The 18989-nt window shown below is 43.4% G+C and carries 14 protein-coding genes, 1 tRNA gene and 1 pseudogene; 9 read left to right on the top strand and 7 right to left on the bottom strand.

Translation table 11 applies throughout. The features are described from left to right. Positions 1 to 59 precede the first annotated feature (59 nt). The 3 genes from aspS to HMPREF1534_RS20650 all read right to left on the bottom strand — a co-directional run bounded on the left by aspS (position 60) and on the right by HMPREF1534_RS20650 (position 2439). Positions 60 to 1817 (bottom strand): aspartate--tRNA ligase, encoded by a 1758-nt coding sequence (gene aspS / locus HMPREF1534_RS13925; RefSeq protein WP_005937931.1) that lies wholly within the window; start codon positions 1815 to 1817, stop codon positions 60 to 62. Between the two features lie 133 nt (positions 1818 to 1950). Then, positions 1951 to 2247 (bottom strand): thioredoxin family protein, encoded by a 297-nt coding sequence (locus HMPREF1534_RS13930; RefSeq protein WP_005937928.1) that lies wholly within the window; start codon positions 2245 to 2247, stop codon positions 1951 to 1953. Positions 2248 to 2265: 18 nt separating this feature from the next. Further along, positions 2266 to 2439: a hypothetical protein gene (locus HMPREF1534_RS20650; protein WP_005937925.1), complete on the bottom strand. Its 174-nt coding sequence runs from the start codon at positions 2437 to 2439 to the stop codon at positions 2266 to 2268. A 356-nt stretch (positions 2440 to 2795) separates the two neighbouring features. On the opposite strand from HMPREF1534_RS20650, the gene HMPREF1534_RS13940 reads away from it, so the two are divergent. Then, the gene (locus HMPREF1534_RS13940; RefSeq protein ID WP_022507604.1) at positions 2796 to 3608 is read left to right on the top strand and encodes a DUF134 domain-containing protein; all 813 of its coding nucleotides are present in this window, start codon (positions 2796 to 2798) and stop codon (positions 3606 to 3608) included. Between the two features lie 3 nt (positions 3609 to 3611). Beyond that, positions 3612 to 3986 carry a DUF4405 domain-containing protein gene (locus HMPREF1534_RS13945; protein WP_026231452.1) on the top strand — a complete coding sequence of 125 codons (375 nt, stop codon included), beginning with the start codon at positions 3612 to 3614 and terminating at the stop codon, positions 3984 to 3986. Between the two features lie 170 nt (positions 3987 to 4156). On the opposite strand, the pseudogene HMPREF1534_RS13950 reads toward HMPREF1534_RS13945, so the two are convergent. Then, a pseudogene (locus HMPREF1534_RS13950) lies at positions 4157 to 4369 on the bottom strand (recombinase family protein); the annotation flags it as partial. A gap of 87 nt (positions 4370 to 4456) precedes the next feature. Here HMPREF1534_RS13950 and HMPREF1534_RS13955 point away from each other — a divergent pair. Both HMPREF1534_RS13955 and HMPREF1534_RS13960 read left to right on the top strand, forming a co-directional pair. After that, the gene (locus tag HMPREF1534_RS13955) at positions 4457 to 4840 is read left to right on the top strand and encodes an ISAon1 family transposase N-terminal region protein (protein ID WP_005937912.1); all 384 of its coding nucleotides are present in this window, start codon (positions 4457 to 4459) and stop codon (positions 4838 to 4840) included. A 28-nt stretch (positions 4841 to 4868) separates the two neighbouring features. Further along, a complete protein-coding gene (locus HMPREF1534_RS13960) occupies positions 4869 to 5804 on the top strand; it encodes an ISAon1 family transposase (RefSeq protein WP_004324600.1) in 936 nt (311 codons plus the stop codon). Positions 5805 to 5940: 136 nt separating this feature from the next. Here HMPREF1534_RS13960 and HMPREF1534_RS13965 read toward each other — a convergent pair. From HMPREF1534_RS13965 to HMPREF1534_RS13975, 3 genes are all read right to left on the bottom strand, one after another. Then, positions 5941 to 6015, bottom strand: a tRNA-Pro gene (locus HMPREF1534_RS13965). Between the two features lie 158 nt (positions 6016 to 6173). Further along, positions 6174 to 7499: a sensor histidine kinase gene (locus HMPREF1534_RS13970; protein ID WP_005937901.1), complete on the bottom strand. Its 1326-nt coding sequence runs from the start codon at positions 7497 to 7499 to the stop codon at positions 6174 to 6176. Continuing rightward, entirely contained in the window at positions 7496 to 8863 is a 1368-nt protein-coding gene (locus HMPREF1534_RS13975; RefSeq protein WP_005937898.1) for a sigma-54-dependent transcriptional regulator, read from the bottom strand. Before HMPREF1534_RS13975 ends, HMPREF1534_RS13970 begins: the two co-directional genes overlap by 4 nt. A 206-nt stretch (positions 8864 to 9069) precedes the next feature. On the opposite strand from HMPREF1534_RS13975, the gene HMPREF1534_RS13980 reads away from it, so the two are divergent. From HMPREF1534_RS13980 to HMPREF1534_RS14000, 5 genes are read left to right on the top strand one after another with little or no spacing between them, the layout of a single operon-like run. Next, positions 9070 to 10536 carry a TolC family protein gene (locus tag HMPREF1534_RS13980; protein ID WP_018452811.1) on the top strand — a complete coding sequence of 489 codons (1467 nt, stop codon included), beginning with the start codon at positions 9070 to 9072 and terminating at the stop codon, positions 10534 to 10536. Positions 10537 to 10591: 55 nt separating this feature from the next. After that, complete coding sequence (locus HMPREF1534_RS13985; RefSeq protein WP_005937891.1) at positions 10592 to 11842, top strand: efflux RND transporter periplasmic adaptor subunit; 1251 nt, start codon at positions 10592 to 10594, stop codon at positions 11840 to 11842. An 11-nt stretch (positions 11843 to 11853) separates the two neighbouring features. Then, positions 11854 to 14247, top strand: coding sequence for an ABC transporter permease (locus tag HMPREF1534_RS13990; RefSeq protein ID WP_005937889.1), 2394 nt, complete (start codon positions 11854 to 11856; stop codon positions 14245 to 14247). 19 nt (positions 14248 to 14266) lie between these two features. Further along, on the top strand, positions 14267 to 16666 hold the full coding sequence (locus HMPREF1534_RS13995; RefSeq protein ID WP_005937886.1) for an ABC transporter permease: 2400 nt from the start codon (positions 14267 to 14269) through the stop codon (positions 16664 to 16666). A gap of 14 nt (positions 16667 to 16680) precedes the next feature. Further along, the gene (locus HMPREF1534_RS14000) at positions 16681 to 18969 is read left to right on the top strand and encodes an ABC transporter permease (RefSeq protein WP_005937883.1); all 2289 of its coding nucleotides are present in this window, start codon (positions 16681 to 16683) and stop codon (positions 18967 to 18969) included. Positions 18970 to 18989: the final 20 nt, after the last annotated feature.

The following is an 18989-nucleotide window of genomic DNA, read 5'->3' as shown; positions in this document are numbered from 1 at the left end:
ACAGCTGACGATGGGATAGGCCGTAGTTTTGGCACACTCCCTTTTATGTATCTATCACTTTATTCTTTGATATCGATAACCAGATTCAACTCATCCAACTGTTTTTGATCCAAAGCAGCAGGAGCATCCAGCATCACATCACGCCCACTGTTATTCTTCGGGAACGCAATGCAGTCACGGATACTGTCAAGGCCGGCAAACAGAGATACCCAACGGTCGAGACCGTATGCCAAACCACCATGAGGAGGAGCACCATATTTAAATGCATTCATCAGGAAGCCAAACTGCTCTTGTGCCTTTTCGGGTGTAAAGCCCAGAATCTCGAACATCTTGGCCTGCAACTGAGAGTCATGGATACGAATAGATCCCCCTCCTACTTCTACACCATTCACAACCATATCGTATGCATCTGCACGAACGGCTGCCGGATCTGTATCCAACAAAGGAATATCTTCATCTTTCGGATGAGTAAACGGATGGTGCATTGCCATCAAGCGGTTTTCTTCTTCGCTCCACTCAAACATCGGGAAGTCAATAACCCACAGACAAGCATACTTATTCTTATCACGCAAACCTAATTGACGTCCCATTTCCAAACGAAGTTCGCACAACTGTTTACGAGTCTTCATGGCATCGTCACCACTCAGAATCAGAATCAAATCACCCGGCTTAGCTCCGAAAGCTTCTTTCATTTGCTGCAGCACTTCTTGTGAATAGAATTTATCTACGCTTGATTTTACATTTCCATCAGCTTCTACGCGAGCATATACCATACCTTTTGCGCCAATTTGCGGTCTCTTGACGAAATCGGTCAACTGGTCAAGCTGTTTACGGGTATAAACGGCAGCACCCTCTGCACAAATACCACCAATATATGCAGCATCATCGAATACAGAAAAGCCGTGGCCTTTCAGAATATCCATCAGTTCCACAAATTTCATTCCGAAACGCAAATCAGGTTTATCGCTACCGTAATATTTCATAGCATCTGCCCACGGCATACGGATAAACGGCTCGGTAAGCTCAACACCACGCAATTCCTTGAATAAATGTTTGGCCATTCCTTCAAAGGTAGAAATGATATCTTCCTGCTCCACAAAGCTCATCTCACAGTCTATCTGAGTAAACTCAGGCTGACGGTCGGCACGAAGGTCTTCATCACGAAAACATTTCACAATCTGGAAATAACGGTCCATACCTGATACCATCAATAACTGTTTCAATGTCTGCGGTGACTGAGGCAATGCATAGAACTGTCCCGGATTCATGCGTGAAGGAACCACAAAGTCACGAGCCCCTTCAGGAGTAGAACCGACCAACATGGGTGTTTCTATCTCAAGAAAACCTTTGCTGTCCAAATAGCGGCGTACTTCCATCGTCATTCTATGGCGTAATTCCAAATTCTGACGGACACAACTGCGTCGCAAATCCAGATAGCGGTATTTCATGCGAATATCATCGCCACCGTCACTATTGTCTTCAATAGTGAAAGGAGGAGTAAGTGCACTGTTAAGAACGTTCAGTTCCGATACGATAATTTCTATTTCGCCGGTAGGAATATTCGTATTCTTATTTGAACGCTCATTCACTTCACCGGTCACCTGAATCACAAATTCACGCCCCAAATGGTTAGCGCGTTCACAAAGTTCGGCATTCACTTCCGTATTGAACACCAGCTGAGTAATACCATAACGGTCACGAAGGTCGACGAAGGTCATTCCTCCCATTTTACGTGCACGCTGTACCCAGCCGGCCAACGTTACACTTTTGCCTGCATCGGAGAGTCGCAACTCTCCGCAAGTATGACTTCTGAACATATATTCTTTAATTTTAATCAATTATCGTGCAAAGGTACGATATGTTTTTCATTGTACAAAACCGCCTACAAGAAAAAAAATCCCGCTACTTCATAGTAACGGAACTTTTTTAACCTATACTGATATTCGGGCATCAATTCTTGAACATTTCAATCACATCCTTCAATTCTCCGGGAAACACCTCTCCTGTCTTTTTCCACAGTATTCTGTCTTTTCGCTGAAGTACGAAACCGGGAGCTGTTTCTATGTTATAGGCATCGGCCACTTTCTTGTCGCCCTCCATATTTACTCTGATAATATTGACCGGCGTTTCAAATTCATGAAGTAACGGCTCAATCCATTCATAATGAGGCGACCAGTCTGTATAGAATACAATCAGCAACAATGCGTCCGACTGCTTGGCATCTTCAATTTTTTCGGCTATATCCATTTTCTTTTCAGTTTTAAATTATCCTCTACTGCCCAGACTGTTCAGGTCCGGATTCAATTCTTTTACCGCCGCCTTCACTTCCTTCTTGGTGGGTTCACCGGTATTGGACACTTGTTCAACAGGATAGCACCGGTCATTTTCCATCAGTTCATCCTTTTGCTCCGTCTTTTTCTTCTTTTCTTCCTTATCCATATCTTTTCAATTTTAAGGTTTAATACTGGTAATGCAACAAAATAGGCAAAAAGATGGTTCGCACAATACAGAAAATATAGATGAAAGACATCATATAGAAACATATAATCACAAAGAGAGAAAACTTTTTCTGTGCATTCTGAAGTGAATCCGGAGCCCCTGATGCATCCACTTCATTATAATGACGAATGATTTCATTGTGTACAAAATCTAACTGAATTTCCTGCATATTGAAACAGCAAGAGAGCTATTTTCTTGATATATATAACTCTTTATCTGTTGTGTTAAAAAACGATTTACTGTTGCGTTATGAACATTTGTTCATTATCTTTGCAGTCGAAAACAATAAATATTTAATGTCACCACGTCCAAAAAACATCCGTAAAGTCAATAACATGCCTTCTGTTGCAGGCTTTAAACCTATAGCTTCAAACAGTAGTCGCAAGGATACTATATTCTTGCATTTTGAAGAGTATGAAGCAATACGGTTATGTGATTATGAAATGAAGACTCAACAAGAGGCATCTGTTTCAATGGGGGTATCACGTCCGACTCTTAGCCGAATATATACCAGCGCGCGTCAGAAGATTGCCCAAGCACTGGTTCGTGGTGTTGTTATAATGATAGAAGGTGGAGTAGCGTACACTGATAGTGAATGGTTCCGTTGCGGAGTATGCGGTTTGGTATTCAATAATATCAATCCTACACTTAAAATTCGCAAAATGGAATGTCCCATCTGCCACTCCAACGACATAAGCATTAGTAATATTAACATTAATAAGAATGAGATTATGATGAAAATTGCAATTCCGACAAAAGAGAATGTAGTTGACAACCATTTCGGTCACTGTGAGTATTACACAATCTTGACAGTAGGGCAAGACAATCAGATTCTAAGCAGCGAGACTATTCCTTCTCCACAAGGATGCGGATGTAAATCCAATATCGCAGGAGAATTAGAAAACATGGGAGTCAGCGTCATGTTGGCAGGGAATATGGGGCAAGGTGCTTTAAATGTACTTACAACCCACCACATCAAAGTTATAAGGGGGTGTTCCGGTAATATTTTGGATGTCGCTACCGACTACTTAAACGGGAAACTTACTGATTCGGGAGTAGGCTGCTCATCCCATGAACACCATCATGAATGTCACGGACAACAATCATAAAGAATGATGTTTATAAAGAACAAAATGCTACTTAACATTGTCATAGACTTTGTTATGTTGATAGCAATGGCATTGGTAAGTATAAGTGGCTTCATATTGGAAATAGTCATTCCTTCTCGCCATGCTGTCAAATTTCAAGGTGTTACTCCATGGAGTTCACAATTGTTGGGCTTGGGAAGGCATGATTGGGGCGAAATTCATTTGTGGGCAGGAATTGTTTTGGTCATTCTGCTTACCATTCATATTTTGTTACACATAAATATAGTATCGGCTTTTGTTAAAAAGAAATGCCCGAACCATATACTACAAATATTGCTCTATATTTTATTTTTAATGCTATTGATAATGACAATAATGCCTTGGCTTGTCTATTTATAAAGACTGCCATTATTTCTCCGGCTGTTTTTTAGGTAGGACAAATTCGGATTGAGGTATATAAGATTGACCTTGCTCTAAATTTGTCCTGCCTATTAAAGCGACTTCACGACATCAACCCTGCTCTGACAAGTAACCTCTTGACTTGTGTAATCTGAAACCTATATCCTTTAGACATTTCTTGACAGCCTATCCAATTTAGCTACAATCAGAATAGAGTTCGTTTTTCTGTACATCGCCAACGCTGCAAGAAGTTGGAGGCTGTTAGACTTCTTTCCACTCTCCGTTTCAATGTACTCAGCAAGTATAGGTTTATGCTTTACATCCTCATCGGAGACATCATCTGCGAAGGTTAGATTGTCGGCAATCTTGGCAGCAACACTCATTAACTCCTTTTTATTGAACCCGAACGCCTTCACTTTGGCTCAGTTTGAAAACTTGGGGGAATTAGTTAAAAACACTATCTTTGTGGCATGAAACAGAACCTTCAACCCCCTGCCACTCCACTGGAGATGTTGAGCTTGTTCTTTCCTGCAGGCCTGCTTGACTATTTTGACCTGGTTAACCATGTCTCTCAAGAGACTTGCTTCATTTTTTTTCTTGAGGAAAAGCCTTCCATTCCTCAAGAGCATTCCCATTTACATCTACATTCCAAAGGTTTCTTCCCGGAAATAGAAGTGCAAGACTTTCCTGTTCGCGGCAAGGCTGTATATCTACGCATCAAGCGGCGTCGTTGGGGAGACCCGGAAACAGGACAAACTTATAGTCGTGATTGGAACTTAGTAGCCTCCGGTACTCGCATAACAGCTGAGTTCGGAGCTTTTTTAAAAGCGTTACTTAGACAATCATGCGGTTAGTTGCCAAAGTGTAGCAGAACATTACTGTATGGATGGCAAGCAACTCCAGACTCAATACAAAGAACATTTAAGTGATTTCAATAATTGGAATCAGAAGGAACATGCTGAAGACTTTATTCTTTATCCTAAAAATATAGGTTATCATTTATGTATTGATGAAACGGCTTTAAGCAAAGGCGAACTATATACAATCCTTACCAATCGGGATAAGCATGGTCGAAAAGGCACCATTGTAGCTATTGTAAAGGGAACTAAAGCAGAGGATGTTATCAATGTGCTTCTCAAAATAGATGCCGATAAGCGCAACCAAGTAAAGGAAATTACACTTGATATGGCCGGCAGTATGCAGAAAATAGCAAAACGTTGTTTTCCCGGGGCTATGCAGGTAGTGGATCGTTTCCATGTCTCAAAGTTGGTTTATGAAGCTGTACAAGACCTTCGGATCGCTTATCGCTGGCAAGTAATGAAGGATGAGAACAGGAAAATCAAGGAAGCTAAAGCCAAGGGGGAAAGTTATGAACCTAAAGTGTTTAGCAATGGAGATACACTCAGACAGTTGTTGGCCAGAAGCCGGTACCTGCTGTTTAAGGCTCCGGACAAGTGGCTGCAAAGCCAGAAGGTAAGAGCCAAACTACTCTTTGAACAATTCCCGGATATAAAATCCGTGTACTATTACGCACTACGATTAGGGAAGATATTTTCAGACTATACAGATAAAGATGTGGCTCGTGCCAAACTGGCACTTTGGTATAATGAAATTGAGGAGTTTGGTTATGATACATTCACTACTGTTGCCAATTCCATTGAGAATCATTACGAACGGATATTAAACTACTTTGTGAACAGAAGCACAAATGCTGCTGCGGAAGCTTTTAATGCAAAAATTAAAGCATTTAGGGCTTCATTTCGTGGAGTAGTAGATAAGAGGTTTTTTCTGTATAGATTAGCAAAGGTGTATGCATAAAGGAGAATTAACAAATGTTAATCCCCCAAGAATTACAACTGAGCCTTCACTTTCGGTTTAAACCAAAGGTAAACCGCCCCATTCGGAGAATAAAAAAAGGAGCTACATTTTACTGTAACTCCTTGATTCTCATCAGTCGGGGTAGCGGGATTCGAACCCACGACCCCCTGCTCCCAAAGCAGGTGCGCTAACCGGACTGCGCTACACCCCGAATCTGTATTTTAGTGTTGCTTTGTTTCTCAAAAGCGATGCAAAGGTACGACTTATTTTTATATCTGCAAACTTTTACGCATCTTTTTTATTCCCCATTTTTATACTTTTCTTTTAGAGTACTGATTATTAAATCATTAATGATAAAAAAAATGTTTGTCATTTACACAGAAATTTCAAGGAGAAACAACTACCCTTCCCTATTTCGCTCGAAACTGAAATACTTCCTCCATGCAGATTCATTATTTGTTTGCATAAGCTAAGCCCGATGCCGGAACCTGTCGGTTTAGTAGTAAAGAACGGAACAAATATCTTATCCAGTACATCGGGAAGAATACCACTGCCATTATCAGTGACCGTAAGCATAAATATTCGCTTTTCCATTTCATAATGAGTAGCAATGATCACCTCCGGAATTTCTTGCTCTATACAAGCTTCACCGGCATTCTTCAATAAGTTAATAAGCACTTGCTCTATTTGAGAACGGTCTAACATCAATATTTTGTCTGCATCCTCTGTCCTATATATATAATGTATATCCCGGCTGGGAAATAATTTCTTTAAATCATCCAGTAATTCTTCCATTCTGACCGGAGCCAGAACAGGCATTGACAAGCGGGACAGTTTCCGATAGTTCTCTACAAATCCGAGCAGTCCTTTACTTCTCCGATAAATGGTCTGCATCCCTTGCAGCATAATACCGTAATCTTTCTCGTTCATGCCATTCTGCACAGCCCGCTCACTCAATGTTTCGCTTAATGAAATAATGGGTGCAATAGAATTCATTATCTCGTGAGTCAGGACACGAATCAATTTCTGCCAGGCCTCTATCTCATTTTCTTCGAGTACAGAATGAATATTCTTCAGATTTATCAGACGTAAATCCACTCCTTGAGAAGAATATTCGGTGACTGTCACTGCCAATTCCTGCATGACATCTCCACGACAGATGCGAACCGCCTTTACTTCACCCGGTTGAAGTGATGTAATAATAACAGGAAAAGAGGAATTGAGAGAAGACAATTCATTCAATGAGTGAATAGGATAACCGCATAAATCATGAACTGCCGCACAGTTCATCCAATGTACCATTCCACTGCTGTCTGCTACCAATAAACTACTGTCTACGGTGTCGAGCAATGTTTCGTAATATTGATAACGCTCTTCTTTTTCCGATAACTTCGTCCTAAACTCAGACACTACCTTGTTTATTTCTTCGGCAAGCAACTGCTCGGAACGCGACTTATGCCGGACTGAAAAGCTCAAAGAAAAATCGGAATATCGGATACCCTCTATCATGCGGGCTACCATAAGAGTTGTTTTCTGTTGCCATTGACATACATACAAGATGATGCCTAGAACAATCAACAATGAAAATAGTAAACAGAAATAGAGTTCATGCCGGAAAAACAGATAGGCAGCAACAGATGCTGCCGCCAATAACAGCATGAGCAACACAATACGGAGTGTTTGAAATCGATTCATAACCCTAACTTTTCTAATTTACGATAAAGAGCGTATCTCGTTATACCCAAATATTCGGCAGCACGGCTCAAATTACCCTCACTTCGTTTCATGGCACGCTCAATGGCATGGCGCTCCAATTGTTCCAAGTTCAAGATTTCATCAGTATCCACCTTTTTTTCGGGCTGTGGCTGCAACATAAAGTTAGCGGGTTTCAACAAAGAAGAATCCGACAAAATCACGGCACGTTCAATGGCATGCTGCAATTCGCGTACATTGCCCGGCCAATGATAGCGCATCAACTTTTGCTTCGCCTCCCGGCTGAGCCCGTTTATCTCTTTCTTGTATTTATGAATGTAACGTTGCAAAAAATAGTCTGCCAAAAGAAGGACATCCTCGCCTCTGTCACGCAAGGGAGGTATATGAATCTCAATGGTATTGATACGATAAAGCAAATCCTGACGGAAGTTTCCCTCTTCCACCATCCGGTGAATGTTTACATTGGTGGCACTAATCAAACGAACATCAATAGGAATCGTGCTTGTAGTGCCCAAACGCGAAATCTGCCTCTTCTCTATCGCTGTCAGCAGCTTGGATTGCATAGGCAGCGAAAGATTTCCTATTTCATCCAGAAAGAGAGTCCCTCCCGAAGCCACTTCCATGCGTCCTGCCTTTGCCTTGCGAGCATCTGTAAATGCCCCCTTCTCATAACCGAAGAGTTCGCTCTCAAAAAGGGTTTCAGGAATGCTTCCCAAGTCAATCGTTATAAAAGGAGACTCCCTGCGGGGAGAATAATGACGGAGCGAACGCGCCACCAAGTCCTTTCCCGTTCCATTCTCACCTAATATTAATATATTGGCATCTGTATCCGACAACTTCCGGATGGTGTCAAACACATTCTGCATTGCCTCCGAATGGCCAATCATATTGGGGACCGTTTCATCTTGTCCGCTCAATGCCACCACCTGCTCTTTCAGTTGCTTTATCTCCTTACGTGAATCCCGCAACTTAATGGCTGAAGATAAAGTAGCCAATAACTTTTCCTTTTCCCAAGGCTTAGGGATAAAATCAATCGCTCCCGCCTTGATAGCCCTTACTGCTTTGTCTGTATCCGCATAAGCCGTCATGAACAATACAATCGCCTGCGGGTCTAACTTCAAAATCTGTTCCAGGCAATCAAAACCTTCCTGCCCACTGATGGCATCACGGCGGAAATTCATATCGAGCAGAATGACATCCGGCTGAAAGGTAGTCATAAAAAAATCGATACGGGCCGGTTGGGTAGTGACTTTCACCTTCTCCACATAAGGCTCCAATAAAAGATTCAGTGCAAAAAGCACGTCTTCATTATCATCTATGATAAGTATTTTTCCTCTGTTTTCCATTATCTCTCTTTTATCATGCAGGAAATATCTTTTCCTGCGAGAGCAAAGATACGGCTTTTTAAGATGCGCTGTATGTGCGTATCCGCACTATTTTTGTGCGAATGCGCACGCGCCCATAAGCATGAGCCTACATACAAGTCTTTGGTAAACAGAGAAATGGCATTATGGCACGCATTTTGATAATTAGAAAGCATAAAACAAATAACATGAAACGATATTATATTTTAGCTTTTTATATCCTATTGGTTGCAGGAACAGCCACAGCACAAGAAGAAACAATCAGCCTCACACTGCAGCAGGCCATTGAAATCGCACAGGAACATTCGCCGCAAGCCCAAGCAGCACGACACACTTATCGTGCTGCTTACTGGAACTACCGCTTCTTCCGTGCAAACTATTTGCCGTCCGTTACGTTGAGTTCATCCCCCAACCTTAACCGGGAAATCAATAAGATTACCCAGCCGGACGGCACCAACCAGTTTGTCAAACAGAACCAACTGAGCACAGATCTGAGTTTGAAAATAAATCAGAATGTGTGGTTCACCGGTGGCAGCTTCTTTATCAAGACCACTACCCAACGCATTGATGAATTTGAAAATGACCTCACGGCTTACAATACCCAACCAATCGTTGTCGGTTATGAGCAGTCCCTTTTCGGTTATAATTCCCTGAAATGGAACCGCCGCATAGAACCCATCCGCTATCGTGAAGCACGCAAGACATACTCCGAAGCCTTGGAATTAGTCTCTTCCCAAACCAGCACCCTGTTCTTCAATCTGGCAACTGCACAAACCAATCTCGATATCGCCACTTCCAACCATGCATCGGCCGACACCCTGTATAGATATGCCGAAGGAAGATATAACATAGGCACCATTAATGAAAATGAAATGCTCCAACTCGAGATAAACAAACTCACGGAAGAAACCAATGTAATGAATGCCCGCATCGAAGTGGAAGATCAAATGCAAACCTTACGTTCCTTTCTGGGTATAAACCGCGAAGTCAACTTGAGGGTCATCCCCGATGATGAAATTCCCAATTTCGAGATTCCCATGCAGGAGGCACTGCATCTGGCATTCAAGAACAGTCCCGAACCTGAAACATACGAGCGTCTGAAAATGGAAAGCCGCAGCGAACTGGCTTCTGCCAAAGCCAATGCCGGACTAAAGGCTGATCTATATGTTCAGTTCGGTTTGTCACAGACAGGAAACAAACTTGCCGATACTTACCGCGACCCATTGAAGCAACAATATGCCAGCATCGGCATCTCTCTGCCCATTCTGGATTGGGGACGGGGTAAAGGACGAATACGGGTGGCCCGGTCTAACGTCGACTTGGTAAACACACAGGCAGAACAGGCTCTAAAGGATTTTGAATTGAACGTCTGCAAGATGGTGCGCCAATTCAACTTGCAAGCCTATCGGGTAGCCGTCGCTTTCAAGACCGACAAGACAGCCGAAAGGCGACATGAAGTGGCAAAGCGATTGTACATTCTCGGAAAATCCACCATACTAGACCTCAATGCTTCCATTACCGAAAAAGACAGGGCAAGGCGTGATTATATCACCGCCCTGAAAACATATTGGAGTCTGTACTATGGAATAAGGAGCATGACAGGATACGATTTTCAAAACCATTGCCCGATAGAGGAAAGCCTGCCATACAAGTAAACCCAACATGCCGTGCATACGGAAAGAACCGGAAACGAACAAATAAATAAAAACTATGGATATTAAAATTGAAAAGAAACCGTGGTATATACGCCATCGTTATTATCTGCTGGGAGGTACAGCCTTTGTTATCTTCCTGATTTATGTCATCAGCCTGTCATTCGGACCCCGCAAATTGCGAATCGAAACCGACAATATACAAATTGCTGAAGTGAAGAATGACAAATTCATGGAATACGTTGATGTGGAAGGATTAGTCCAACCTATCCTGACCATCAAGATAAATACCCGCGAAGCCGGCAGCGTGGAACGCATCATCGGCGAAGAAGGAACCATGATGGAGAAAGGAGATTCCATCCTTGTGCTCAGCAATCCCGATTTGCTGCGCTCTATCGAGGACCAACGCGATGAATGGGAGAAACAGCGAATCACTTATAAAGAGAAGGAAATTGAGATGGAGCAAAAAAGCCTCACGCTGAAACAACAGACTCTGCAGACGCAATATGAAATGAACCGCCTGACCAAAAGTTTCGCTTTGGACAAAGAAGAATACAAGATGGGTATTAAAAGCAAAGCCCAACTGGAAGTTTCGGAAGACGAATATAATTATAAACTGCAAAACAGTGCCCTTCAGATGGAAAGTCTCCGTCACGATTCGGCTGTGACGCTCATCCGAAAGGATTTGCTGAAGAATGACCTCGAACGCGAACAAAAGAAATTTACGCGTTCACTGGAACGGATGAATAATCTGGTGGTCACAGCACCGATTGCAGGACAACTCAGTTTCGTGAAAGTAACTCCGGGGCAACAGGTCGCATCGGGCGAAAGCATAGCCGAAATCAAAGTGCTCGACCAATATAAGATTCACACCTCGCTTAGCGAATATTACATCGACCGCATCACTACCGGTCTGCCTGCCACCATCAATTACCAAGGGAAACGTTATCCATTAAAAATTACAAAAGTAGTACCAGAAGTTAAAGACCGTATGTTTGATGTAGATCTTATTTTCACCGGAGAAATGCCTGACAATGTTCGTGTTGGCAAGAGTTTCAGGGTACAGATAGAGTTGGGACAACCCGAACAGGCCATCGTCATTCCACGCGGAAATTTCTATCAAGTCACCGGCGGGCAATGGGTTTATAAAGTAAATGCCTCGAAGACCAAAGCCATCAAAGTGTCTTTGACTATAGGACGCCAAAACCCACAACAGTACGAGATAACAGAAGGATTACAGCCCGGAGAATTGGTAGTTGTCACAGGATATGATACCTTTGGCGACGCAGAAGAACTGATATTGAAATAAAAGCACGCAAAATGAAAACACTGAAATATGCCGGACGCTTTCTGATGCGTTCAAAATCATATACAATCATTAATCTCCTGGGACTGGCGTTCAGCCTGGCCTGCTGCATTGTCCTGATGCGGTATATCCACCGGGAACTGACTGTGGACTCGCATTGCATCGACCCGCAACACATTATCATCCCGTTGCGGGACATCGACGGAAACGTTCACCCCGGAAGTCCGGAAGAAGGCTGGTCGGACACAGATTCAGCCTACATCCCGGAAAATAAAATCGTAGAACAATGCCGCTTGCAGGCACAGCAAAAAGACAATGTAAAGTACAAGAACAGTCATTATGCAATGAACATAATGGCCGTCGACTCTACATTCTTTCACTTTTTCCGTTACCCCGTATTGACGGGAGAGGCACGACTGACAGCCCCCGACGATGCTGTCATCACCCGGCAGTATGCCCGCCGACTGTTTGGGAAAGAAAATCCGGTAGGGAAAGTCGTGGAGTATTATGGGAAAGACGTCATTATCCGCGGAGTGATAGATGAACCGGGATGTAAGACCTTACTTCGGTTTGACATGCTCGTGTCATACAACTTGGTAAAGCAATGGCAGCGAATGGATATATCGCTGAAGCGTGTGCTGCCCGGAGTGGACCTGGACGAGATAAACCAAGTCAGCAACGTATTTAAGAAAGACAAAAATGGCAACAGCATACGTTGGAAATTCATTCCTTGGGAAGACTTCTATTGGGAAAACGCTATCGGGCATGATGACGATTACGACTCCATCATGCAATTCGGGAATCACACACATCTGTATATTCTTTCGGGCGTAGCCATCTTATTGTTGTTGGTAGGGATATTGAACTTCATCAATATATATATGGTATTCATGATGAAACGTTCCAAAGAATATGGAGTTAAAAAGGTATTCGGCTTGCAACGCTTGCCGCTATTTCTGCAAATCTGGTTGGAAAACCAACTCCTGGCCGTTGTCGCATTGCTGACGGCATGGCTGTTGGTGGAAGCCAGCCAGATTCCTGTCAGCCAACTGATGGGTGAGCGAATCGGCTACTCTGCATTCGATTGGCAGATATCATTGGGCTTCTTGGTCTTATTGCCTTTGGTTACGTCCGTCTATCCGTATATCAAATACAATTACCTGTCTCCCATTGCGTCCATCCGTTCGATTGCATCGAATCGCCAATCCATCACTATCCGCATGGCATTCCTGTTTTTGCAATACATCATCACCATATTGCTGCTTGTCTTGTCGCTCTATTTTGGCAAACAGTTGAACTTTTTACTATCCACCCCTCCCGGATATCGGACGGAAGGCATCCTCAGGGCCGAATTATTCCACGAGAACAACAATCATCTCGTGCGAGAAGAAGAGACCGACCGAAACAAGCGTGCTGCCCGATATAGTTATATCAAACAACAACTGAACGAATGTCCCTACATTGAGATGTGGATGAACTCACGTCCTTCCATATTAAGAGGAAGTTCCTTCTGCACATTGCTGAATGATAAAGATACACGTCTGAATATGCTCACGCTGTTTCCTTCTCCCAACTTTTTCCATTTATATGATTTGAAGGTGCTGGAGGGAGAGATTCCGCAAAAGTTTGAAAGCTGGAGTGACTATAAAATCATTCTGAATAAAGCGGCGATGAAAGCGATGGGATATGCCCGAATGGAGGATGCTTTTGTACGAAGCGAATCACCGCTTTGGATAACATTCAGAAATGGGGAAATGGAAGAGGGAGGAACCAAACTAATGCCCGTGGTAGCTGTGATAGATGACTATTATCCCGCCCATCTCACCCAAGGAGTAAAGCCGATGGCATTTGTTGTCGGAAAGGAAGACGTCAGCGGTGACTTCATAATAGCCACCAAGCCCGGTAAGGAGAAAGAAGTGATGGAGCTCCTTAGAAAAATAGAAAAAGAAGTATACAACACGGAAGAGTTCAACCATTCCTGGCTTACGGATGAAGTCAGCGACTTATACTCCGAAGATAGAGAAACGGCTCATATTTACTCTGTCTTTGCTTTGATAGCCATTGCTATCTCTTGTCTAGGCCTGTTCGGATTATCCCTGTTCGACATCCGGCAGCGTTATCGCGAAATAGCTATCCGCAAAGTGAACGGAGCCGGCATGAAAGATCTTTATCTGTTGCTTTTCCGTAAATATATCAAGGTGATAGGCGGTGCATTTATAGTAGCTGTACCTCTCTCCTATTATCTCATACATATCTATACGAGGACATTCATCATGAAAGCTCCTGTCGGCATCGGCATCTATTTCATTGCTTTATTGGTAATCCTCCTTATTTCATTGGGAACCCTGATATGGCAGATACACAAAGCCGCCAACATAGACCCTGCAAAAATCATAAAATCAGAATAATCAATCATAAATTAAGACTATGCTTCAACACTATATAAAAACGGCCTTTCGCCATCTGTTAAAATACAAGACACAGAACCTGATATCCATTCTCGGGTTATCTGTAGGCATTTTATGCTTTAGTATCTGCCTCTATTGCAGCCGGTTCATCTACTCTGTCGACCAATGCTTCACCAATAAAGAACGCATTGCCAATGTAAACCTCTATACACCGGACGGCGACATCTATTCGGGTATTCCCGCCAATCTGATAGAGAGCCTGCGCCAAACACCAGTTGACGAAGCAGAAGACTACACCTTCGTTGGCTATCCCCGTCCGCGCAGTTACAATGTAGAAACGCCCGAAGGAAAGGAGTTGCCCTACGAAGACTTATACACCATGGAGGTAGATTCTTCCTATAACAAAGTATTCACTCCCCAAATAGTGCAAGGTTCATGGGAAACGGCTTCGAATACCCCAAATTCCGTAATACTGACCCGCTCACTTGCGCGGAAAATATTCGGCAATGATGAGAGTCCGATAGGGAAACGGATGATATTGGCACAACGATTGTCCACCTCACCCTCCACCACGCCACGCACAGGAGGCATCTCCTACACCATACAAGCCGTGATAGAAGATATCCCACTCAATACCAGTCTGAGTTTCCTGCATCAAATTGATATGCTTACCCTGAACGACAGTGAAGGTGTATTGCAGTTTGAAAGTAATAATAATATGACAGGCGGCTTGGGATTCGCCCTTCTCCGTCCGAGTAAAACGCCTACCCAGCTGGAGGCACGCTTTCGGGCAATGAACCTGAAACATACGATGTTCAAGAAAGAGAATGACGTGACAGCCTCTCCCTTTGGAAAGAATTTCCTCGAAAAATCCATCGCCCCTTATTTTGCCGGGATTACCTCCGTCATCGGCCTGCTGATTTTACTGACCGGTTTGCTCAACTTCTTCCAATTCCTGACAGGCAGTTACCTGAACCGCTCACATGAGTTCGGCATACGCAAAGCGACAGGAAGCGGTGACAGACAATTGTTCGGACTGCTCTTTACCCAGGCCGTATTCATCTCATTGATTGCTTTTCTGTTCACCTTCAGTATGATAGAAATGCTCAGTCCGTTCCTGTCTTTTTCATTGTTCAATTTCACCTTGCTGGTGGAACGGAACTTATTACTGACACAGACTACAGAATATATGGCAGGTATCCTCCTGCTGTGTTTATTATTGTGTCTGATAACCGTATGGCGAATAAAACATATTTCCATACAAACAGGCATTCGCGGCAGCAACCCCAAACGAAGCCGCCACAGCATACGTAATATCCTTTTGGGCATTCAGTTTTTCATCTGTTGGCTGTTCGTCGTGTTCACAACAGCTCTTTATCTGCAAGCCGACAAGACCGGAAGCACCCTGTTTCATACACTGACAGAAAAAGAAAAATCCGAAATCATCAGTCTTCCATTGGATTACCGCTTTATGAAGAATAGCGAAAAACTGGCCTTGATAGAACGTATCAGCCGCCATCCTTCCATTACAGACAAGCTGCCGGCAGACATAAATTATCTGGGTGGCATTTCGGGTACAGGTATGTATACTGAAAAAGGAAACCGGGACAGCTATATAGAAGTCAACATTATGAACATATCAAGCAACTTCTTCGAGTTTATGAATATCCCCATCCTGAGCGGACATACTTTGGAAACAAACGAACAGATGGTGGCAGACCATAAACTAACGGAACGCATGAAGAAAGATTTATTGGGAATGACTTTATACAACTATGAAGACGGATATACCGTATGCGGCACTTGTTCCGATTTCATAGCAGATACCTATAACCAAAGTCAGGGATTCATCTTTCTGCCCTGCAACTTCAATGAGTATGTGGGCCATTGCTATCTGAAGTGTAAACCGGGCAGTGTGGAAGAAGTAAAAAGCTTCATAGAAGAGACATTGAAAGAAAGTTTTCCTCCAAGCATACAACCCCGGATTTCCACCTTGCTGGATGACATACATCAGACACAAGCCATAGAAAACAAGATGAAAGGCATTATTTTCTTCTTCTCTTTTGTCAGCCTGATTATCACTTTATTGGGCGTTTATTCAGCTATTACTCTGGATACAGAACGCAGACAAAAGGAAGTGGCTATCCGCAAGGTGAACGGTGCCGGACTGAAACAGATTATCCTGTTGTTTGCCCGTATGTACATTTATCTGCTGGCATTTTCCGCCATCATAGCCTTCCCCATCTGTTACGTCGTGTTCCAGCTATGGAAAAATATGTATATTGTGTTCTTCAATGACGGACCACTGTTTTGGACTTCTATCTTTATGGGAGTAGCCGCCATTACGATACTGACCATTATTTTCCGTATTCTGAAGATTGCAAAGACTAATCCTGCCGAAGTTATTAAAAACGAATAAAAACGACTTCAACAATGATAACACATTATTTAAAAGTAGCTTTAAGAAATCTGCTAAAATACAAAGCTCACAGCTTTATATCCGCTATCTGTCTGGCAATAGGCATCACCTGTTTCTGTCTGACGAATTATTTTATTGATATTGTAACCGCACAAACAGATTTGCCGGATTACGAGCATCGCATCAGCCTGGCCTGCTGTTCGGAGGATACCGCAGCCGACATCTATTGGAAATTGGATGACATCCGTTATCTGGATGAACAATCCATAACAGGCATGGACAGCCTTGTAACAGCTTCTTTTCCTCGCAATACAGAAATCACGGTCATCGACAAGAACCAGCAAGAACTGCCTTTCATCATCAAATACCAATGTGTTTCCTCTTCCTTCTTCCCCTATAAGGTCATCCGTCCGGTCAGTGGAAAAGGAAAACTCGATGCCCCCGATGAAGTCATTATTTCCCAAGAGTTCGCCCACAAAGCGTTTGGGAAAGAAGACCCGACAGGCATGATCATCCATCTCGTGCCAACGTATAAAGAGTATCCCGAACAGATAAAGGATTACAAGATTGTCGGTGTAGTTACCGGCCAAGACATCGATTGCTATTTTCCCTTATCCATGGATCCGTATGCATCATTCAATGTCGGTACTTTCCTCATGGGAGAAACCACTCTGGAAAACCTGAACAAGCAACTGAAACAAACAACTTGGCAGCGTGGGGAACTGAATGTACATGCATACGCCAGCCTGAATGCGGCACGCAATGATGATTTGCAAAGAAACATCACCATGCTGCTTTTCCGCTTTGTCGGTTCTCTTATCCTGTTGTCGGGACTTATCAATTTCCTGAAATTCATCATCCAAATGTTTTATAACCGGCAACGTGAGCTGGCACTGCGCAAATGTCTTGGGTCGAATATCAAGGGACTGTTCTCGCTGCTCTTTGCCGAAATATTCTGGATGCTGTCCGTTGCTTTCCTTCTTTCATTAATCATAACAGAGGTTGTAGTATCTTTGGCATATGTCTATATACCTCAAGAAGACATGATTTCCCTGCCTATGCCAAAGATATACGGCATGCAACTGGGACTGTACATGGTGTTGCTGTTGGTATGTATGTCCGTCATACTGTACCCCATTCACCGGTTGCGACAATTGAGCATCATTCATTATATCGTGCAAAAACGGGAACGGCACGTGTTTCGCAACATCATGATAAGTGTACAATTGGCTATCTCCATTTTCTTTGTAGGGGGCGTATTCGGAATCACACTCATCTTTAACGATATGTTCGACAAAATGTACAGCCCGTTATCTTCTGAGGAAGAGAAACAGATTGTATCTCTGTCGGTAAACAGCATTCGTATGCGGCAGAACATGGATGCCATTCTTTCGGATATCGACCGTCTGCCCGATATCACGGACCGGATATCCCTTTCCCGCTCCTTCGACATCCAAGCATTCACCTATATGAATTACATCAAAAACGGCCGACCCCAAGGACAAGTGCTCATGGCTACCGGAGATCCGCACTATTTTGAGTTCTTCAAGATTCCGATGGAAGGAAAACTAGTGGACAAGAATGACCGGGGAACGGTGTACGTCAGCGAGCAGTTTAAAGAACAATTACAAAAAGACAGCATAGAAGGCAGCGTCACGCTGAGCGGAGATGAATATCGCATAGCCGGTACTTTCCGTGCATTATATAAGGAAGGCGGACAACGCAATCTGTCCGGTTCCGTATTTTTAGCAGACCCCTATCCTTCCGCTTATTACTTCAAGACCTCCGGCTCCGACGCTACCTCAAACGTAATCAAAGAGATAACGGAAATATGCCGCCGCTATGTACCTGCTACACTTCCACTGGATATTCACGATTTCAGTGACTCCAAGCAAACCGTCATGGGCACTGTAAACCTGATGCGGAGTGCATTCATGTTGCTGGCCATTGTCAGCCTGCTGCTGGTGATACTCAGCATTTATTCCGCCATCTCCATGGATACGGTCAGCCGGCAGAAGGAAGTAGCCATTCGAAAAATAAACGGAGCCACACCTAAGGTCATCGCCCTGTTGTTCGGCAAAACCTACTTAATTATTTATGTTCTCACTTTTTGCTGCGTCTATCCCATATTAAGACTGACTTTGGCAGAGTTGGCCGCAGACACTACTCTTGGGAATATTTATAGCTGGGACAAAGGCATGCTACTGTTCCTTGCCATCGCCCTGCTGATATTCTTGGTAACGGCTTACAAAATATATGAGATGATGCACCTGAACCCGGCAAATATCGTAAAAAAGGAATAAAAGAAACGTTCATCGTGCGC

The sequence above is a fragment of the Phocaeicola massiliensis B84634 = Timone 84634 = DSM 17679 = JCM 13223 genome (assembly GCF_000382445.1).
Classification (GTDB): Bacteria; Bacteroidota; Bacteroidia; order Bacteroidales; family Bacteroidaceae; genus Phocaeicola; species Phocaeicola massiliensis.
Note: the sequence above shows the minus strand (reverse complement) of the source record. Positions and strands in the feature narration are given on the sequence as shown.

Bases quoted from the DNA above. Each gene is read 5' to 3' on its own strand.
- HMPREF1534_RS13980 (WP_018452811.1), top strand. From the start codon at position 9,070: ATGAAACGATATTATATTTTAGCTTTTTATATCCTATTGGTTGCAGGA.
- aspS (WP_005937931.1), bottom strand. From the start codon at position 1,817: ATGTTCAGAAGTCATACTTGCGGAGAGTTGCGACTCTCCGATGCAGGC.
- HMPREF1534_RS13970 (WP_005937901.1), bottom strand. From the start codon at position 7,499: ATGAATCGATTTCAAACACTCCGTATTGTGTTGCTCATGCTGTTATTG.
- HMPREF1534_RS14000 (WP_005937883.1), top strand. From the start codon at position 16,681: ATGATAACACATTATTTAAAAGTAGCTTTAAGAAATCTGCTAAAATAC.
- HMPREF1534_RS13960 (WP_004324600.1), top strand. From the start codon at position 4,869: ATGGATGGCAAGCAACTCCAGACTCAATACAAAGAACATTTAAGTGAT.
- HMPREF1534_RS13955 (WP_005937912.1), top strand. From the start codon at position 4,457: ATGAAACAGAACCTTCAACCCCCTGCCACTCCACTGGAGATGTTGAGC.
- HMPREF1534_RS13940 (WP_022507604.1), top strand. From the start codon at position 2,796: ATGTCACCACGTCCAAAAAACATCCGTAAAGTCAATAACATGCCTTCT.
- HMPREF1534_RS13995 (WP_005937886.1), top strand. From the start codon at position 14,267: ATGCTTCAACACTATATAAAAACGGCCTTTCGCCATCTGTTAAAATAC.
- HMPREF1534_RS13990 (WP_005937889.1), top strand. From the start codon at position 11,854: ATGAAAACACTGAAATATGCCGGACGCTTTCTGATGCGTTCAAAATCA.
- HMPREF1534_RS13930 (WP_005937928.1), bottom strand. From the start codon at position 2,247: ATGGATATAGCCGAAAAAATTGAAGATGCCAAGCAGTCGGACGCATTG.
- HMPREF1534_RS13975 (WP_005937898.1), bottom strand. From the start codon at position 8,863: ATGGAAAACAGAGGAAAAATACTTATCATAGATGATAATGAAGACGTG.
- HMPREF1534_RS20650 (WP_005937925.1), bottom strand. From the start codon at position 2,439: ATGGATAAGGAAGAAAAGAAGAAAAAGACGGAGCAAAAGGATGAACTG.
- HMPREF1534_RS13945 (WP_026231452.1), top strand. From the start codon at position 3,612: ATGATGTTTATAAAGAACAAAATGCTACTTAACATTGTCATAGACTTT.
- HMPREF1534_RS13985 (WP_005937891.1), top strand. From the start codon at position 10,592: ATGGATATTAAAATTGAAAAGAAACCGTGGTATATACGCCATCGTTAT.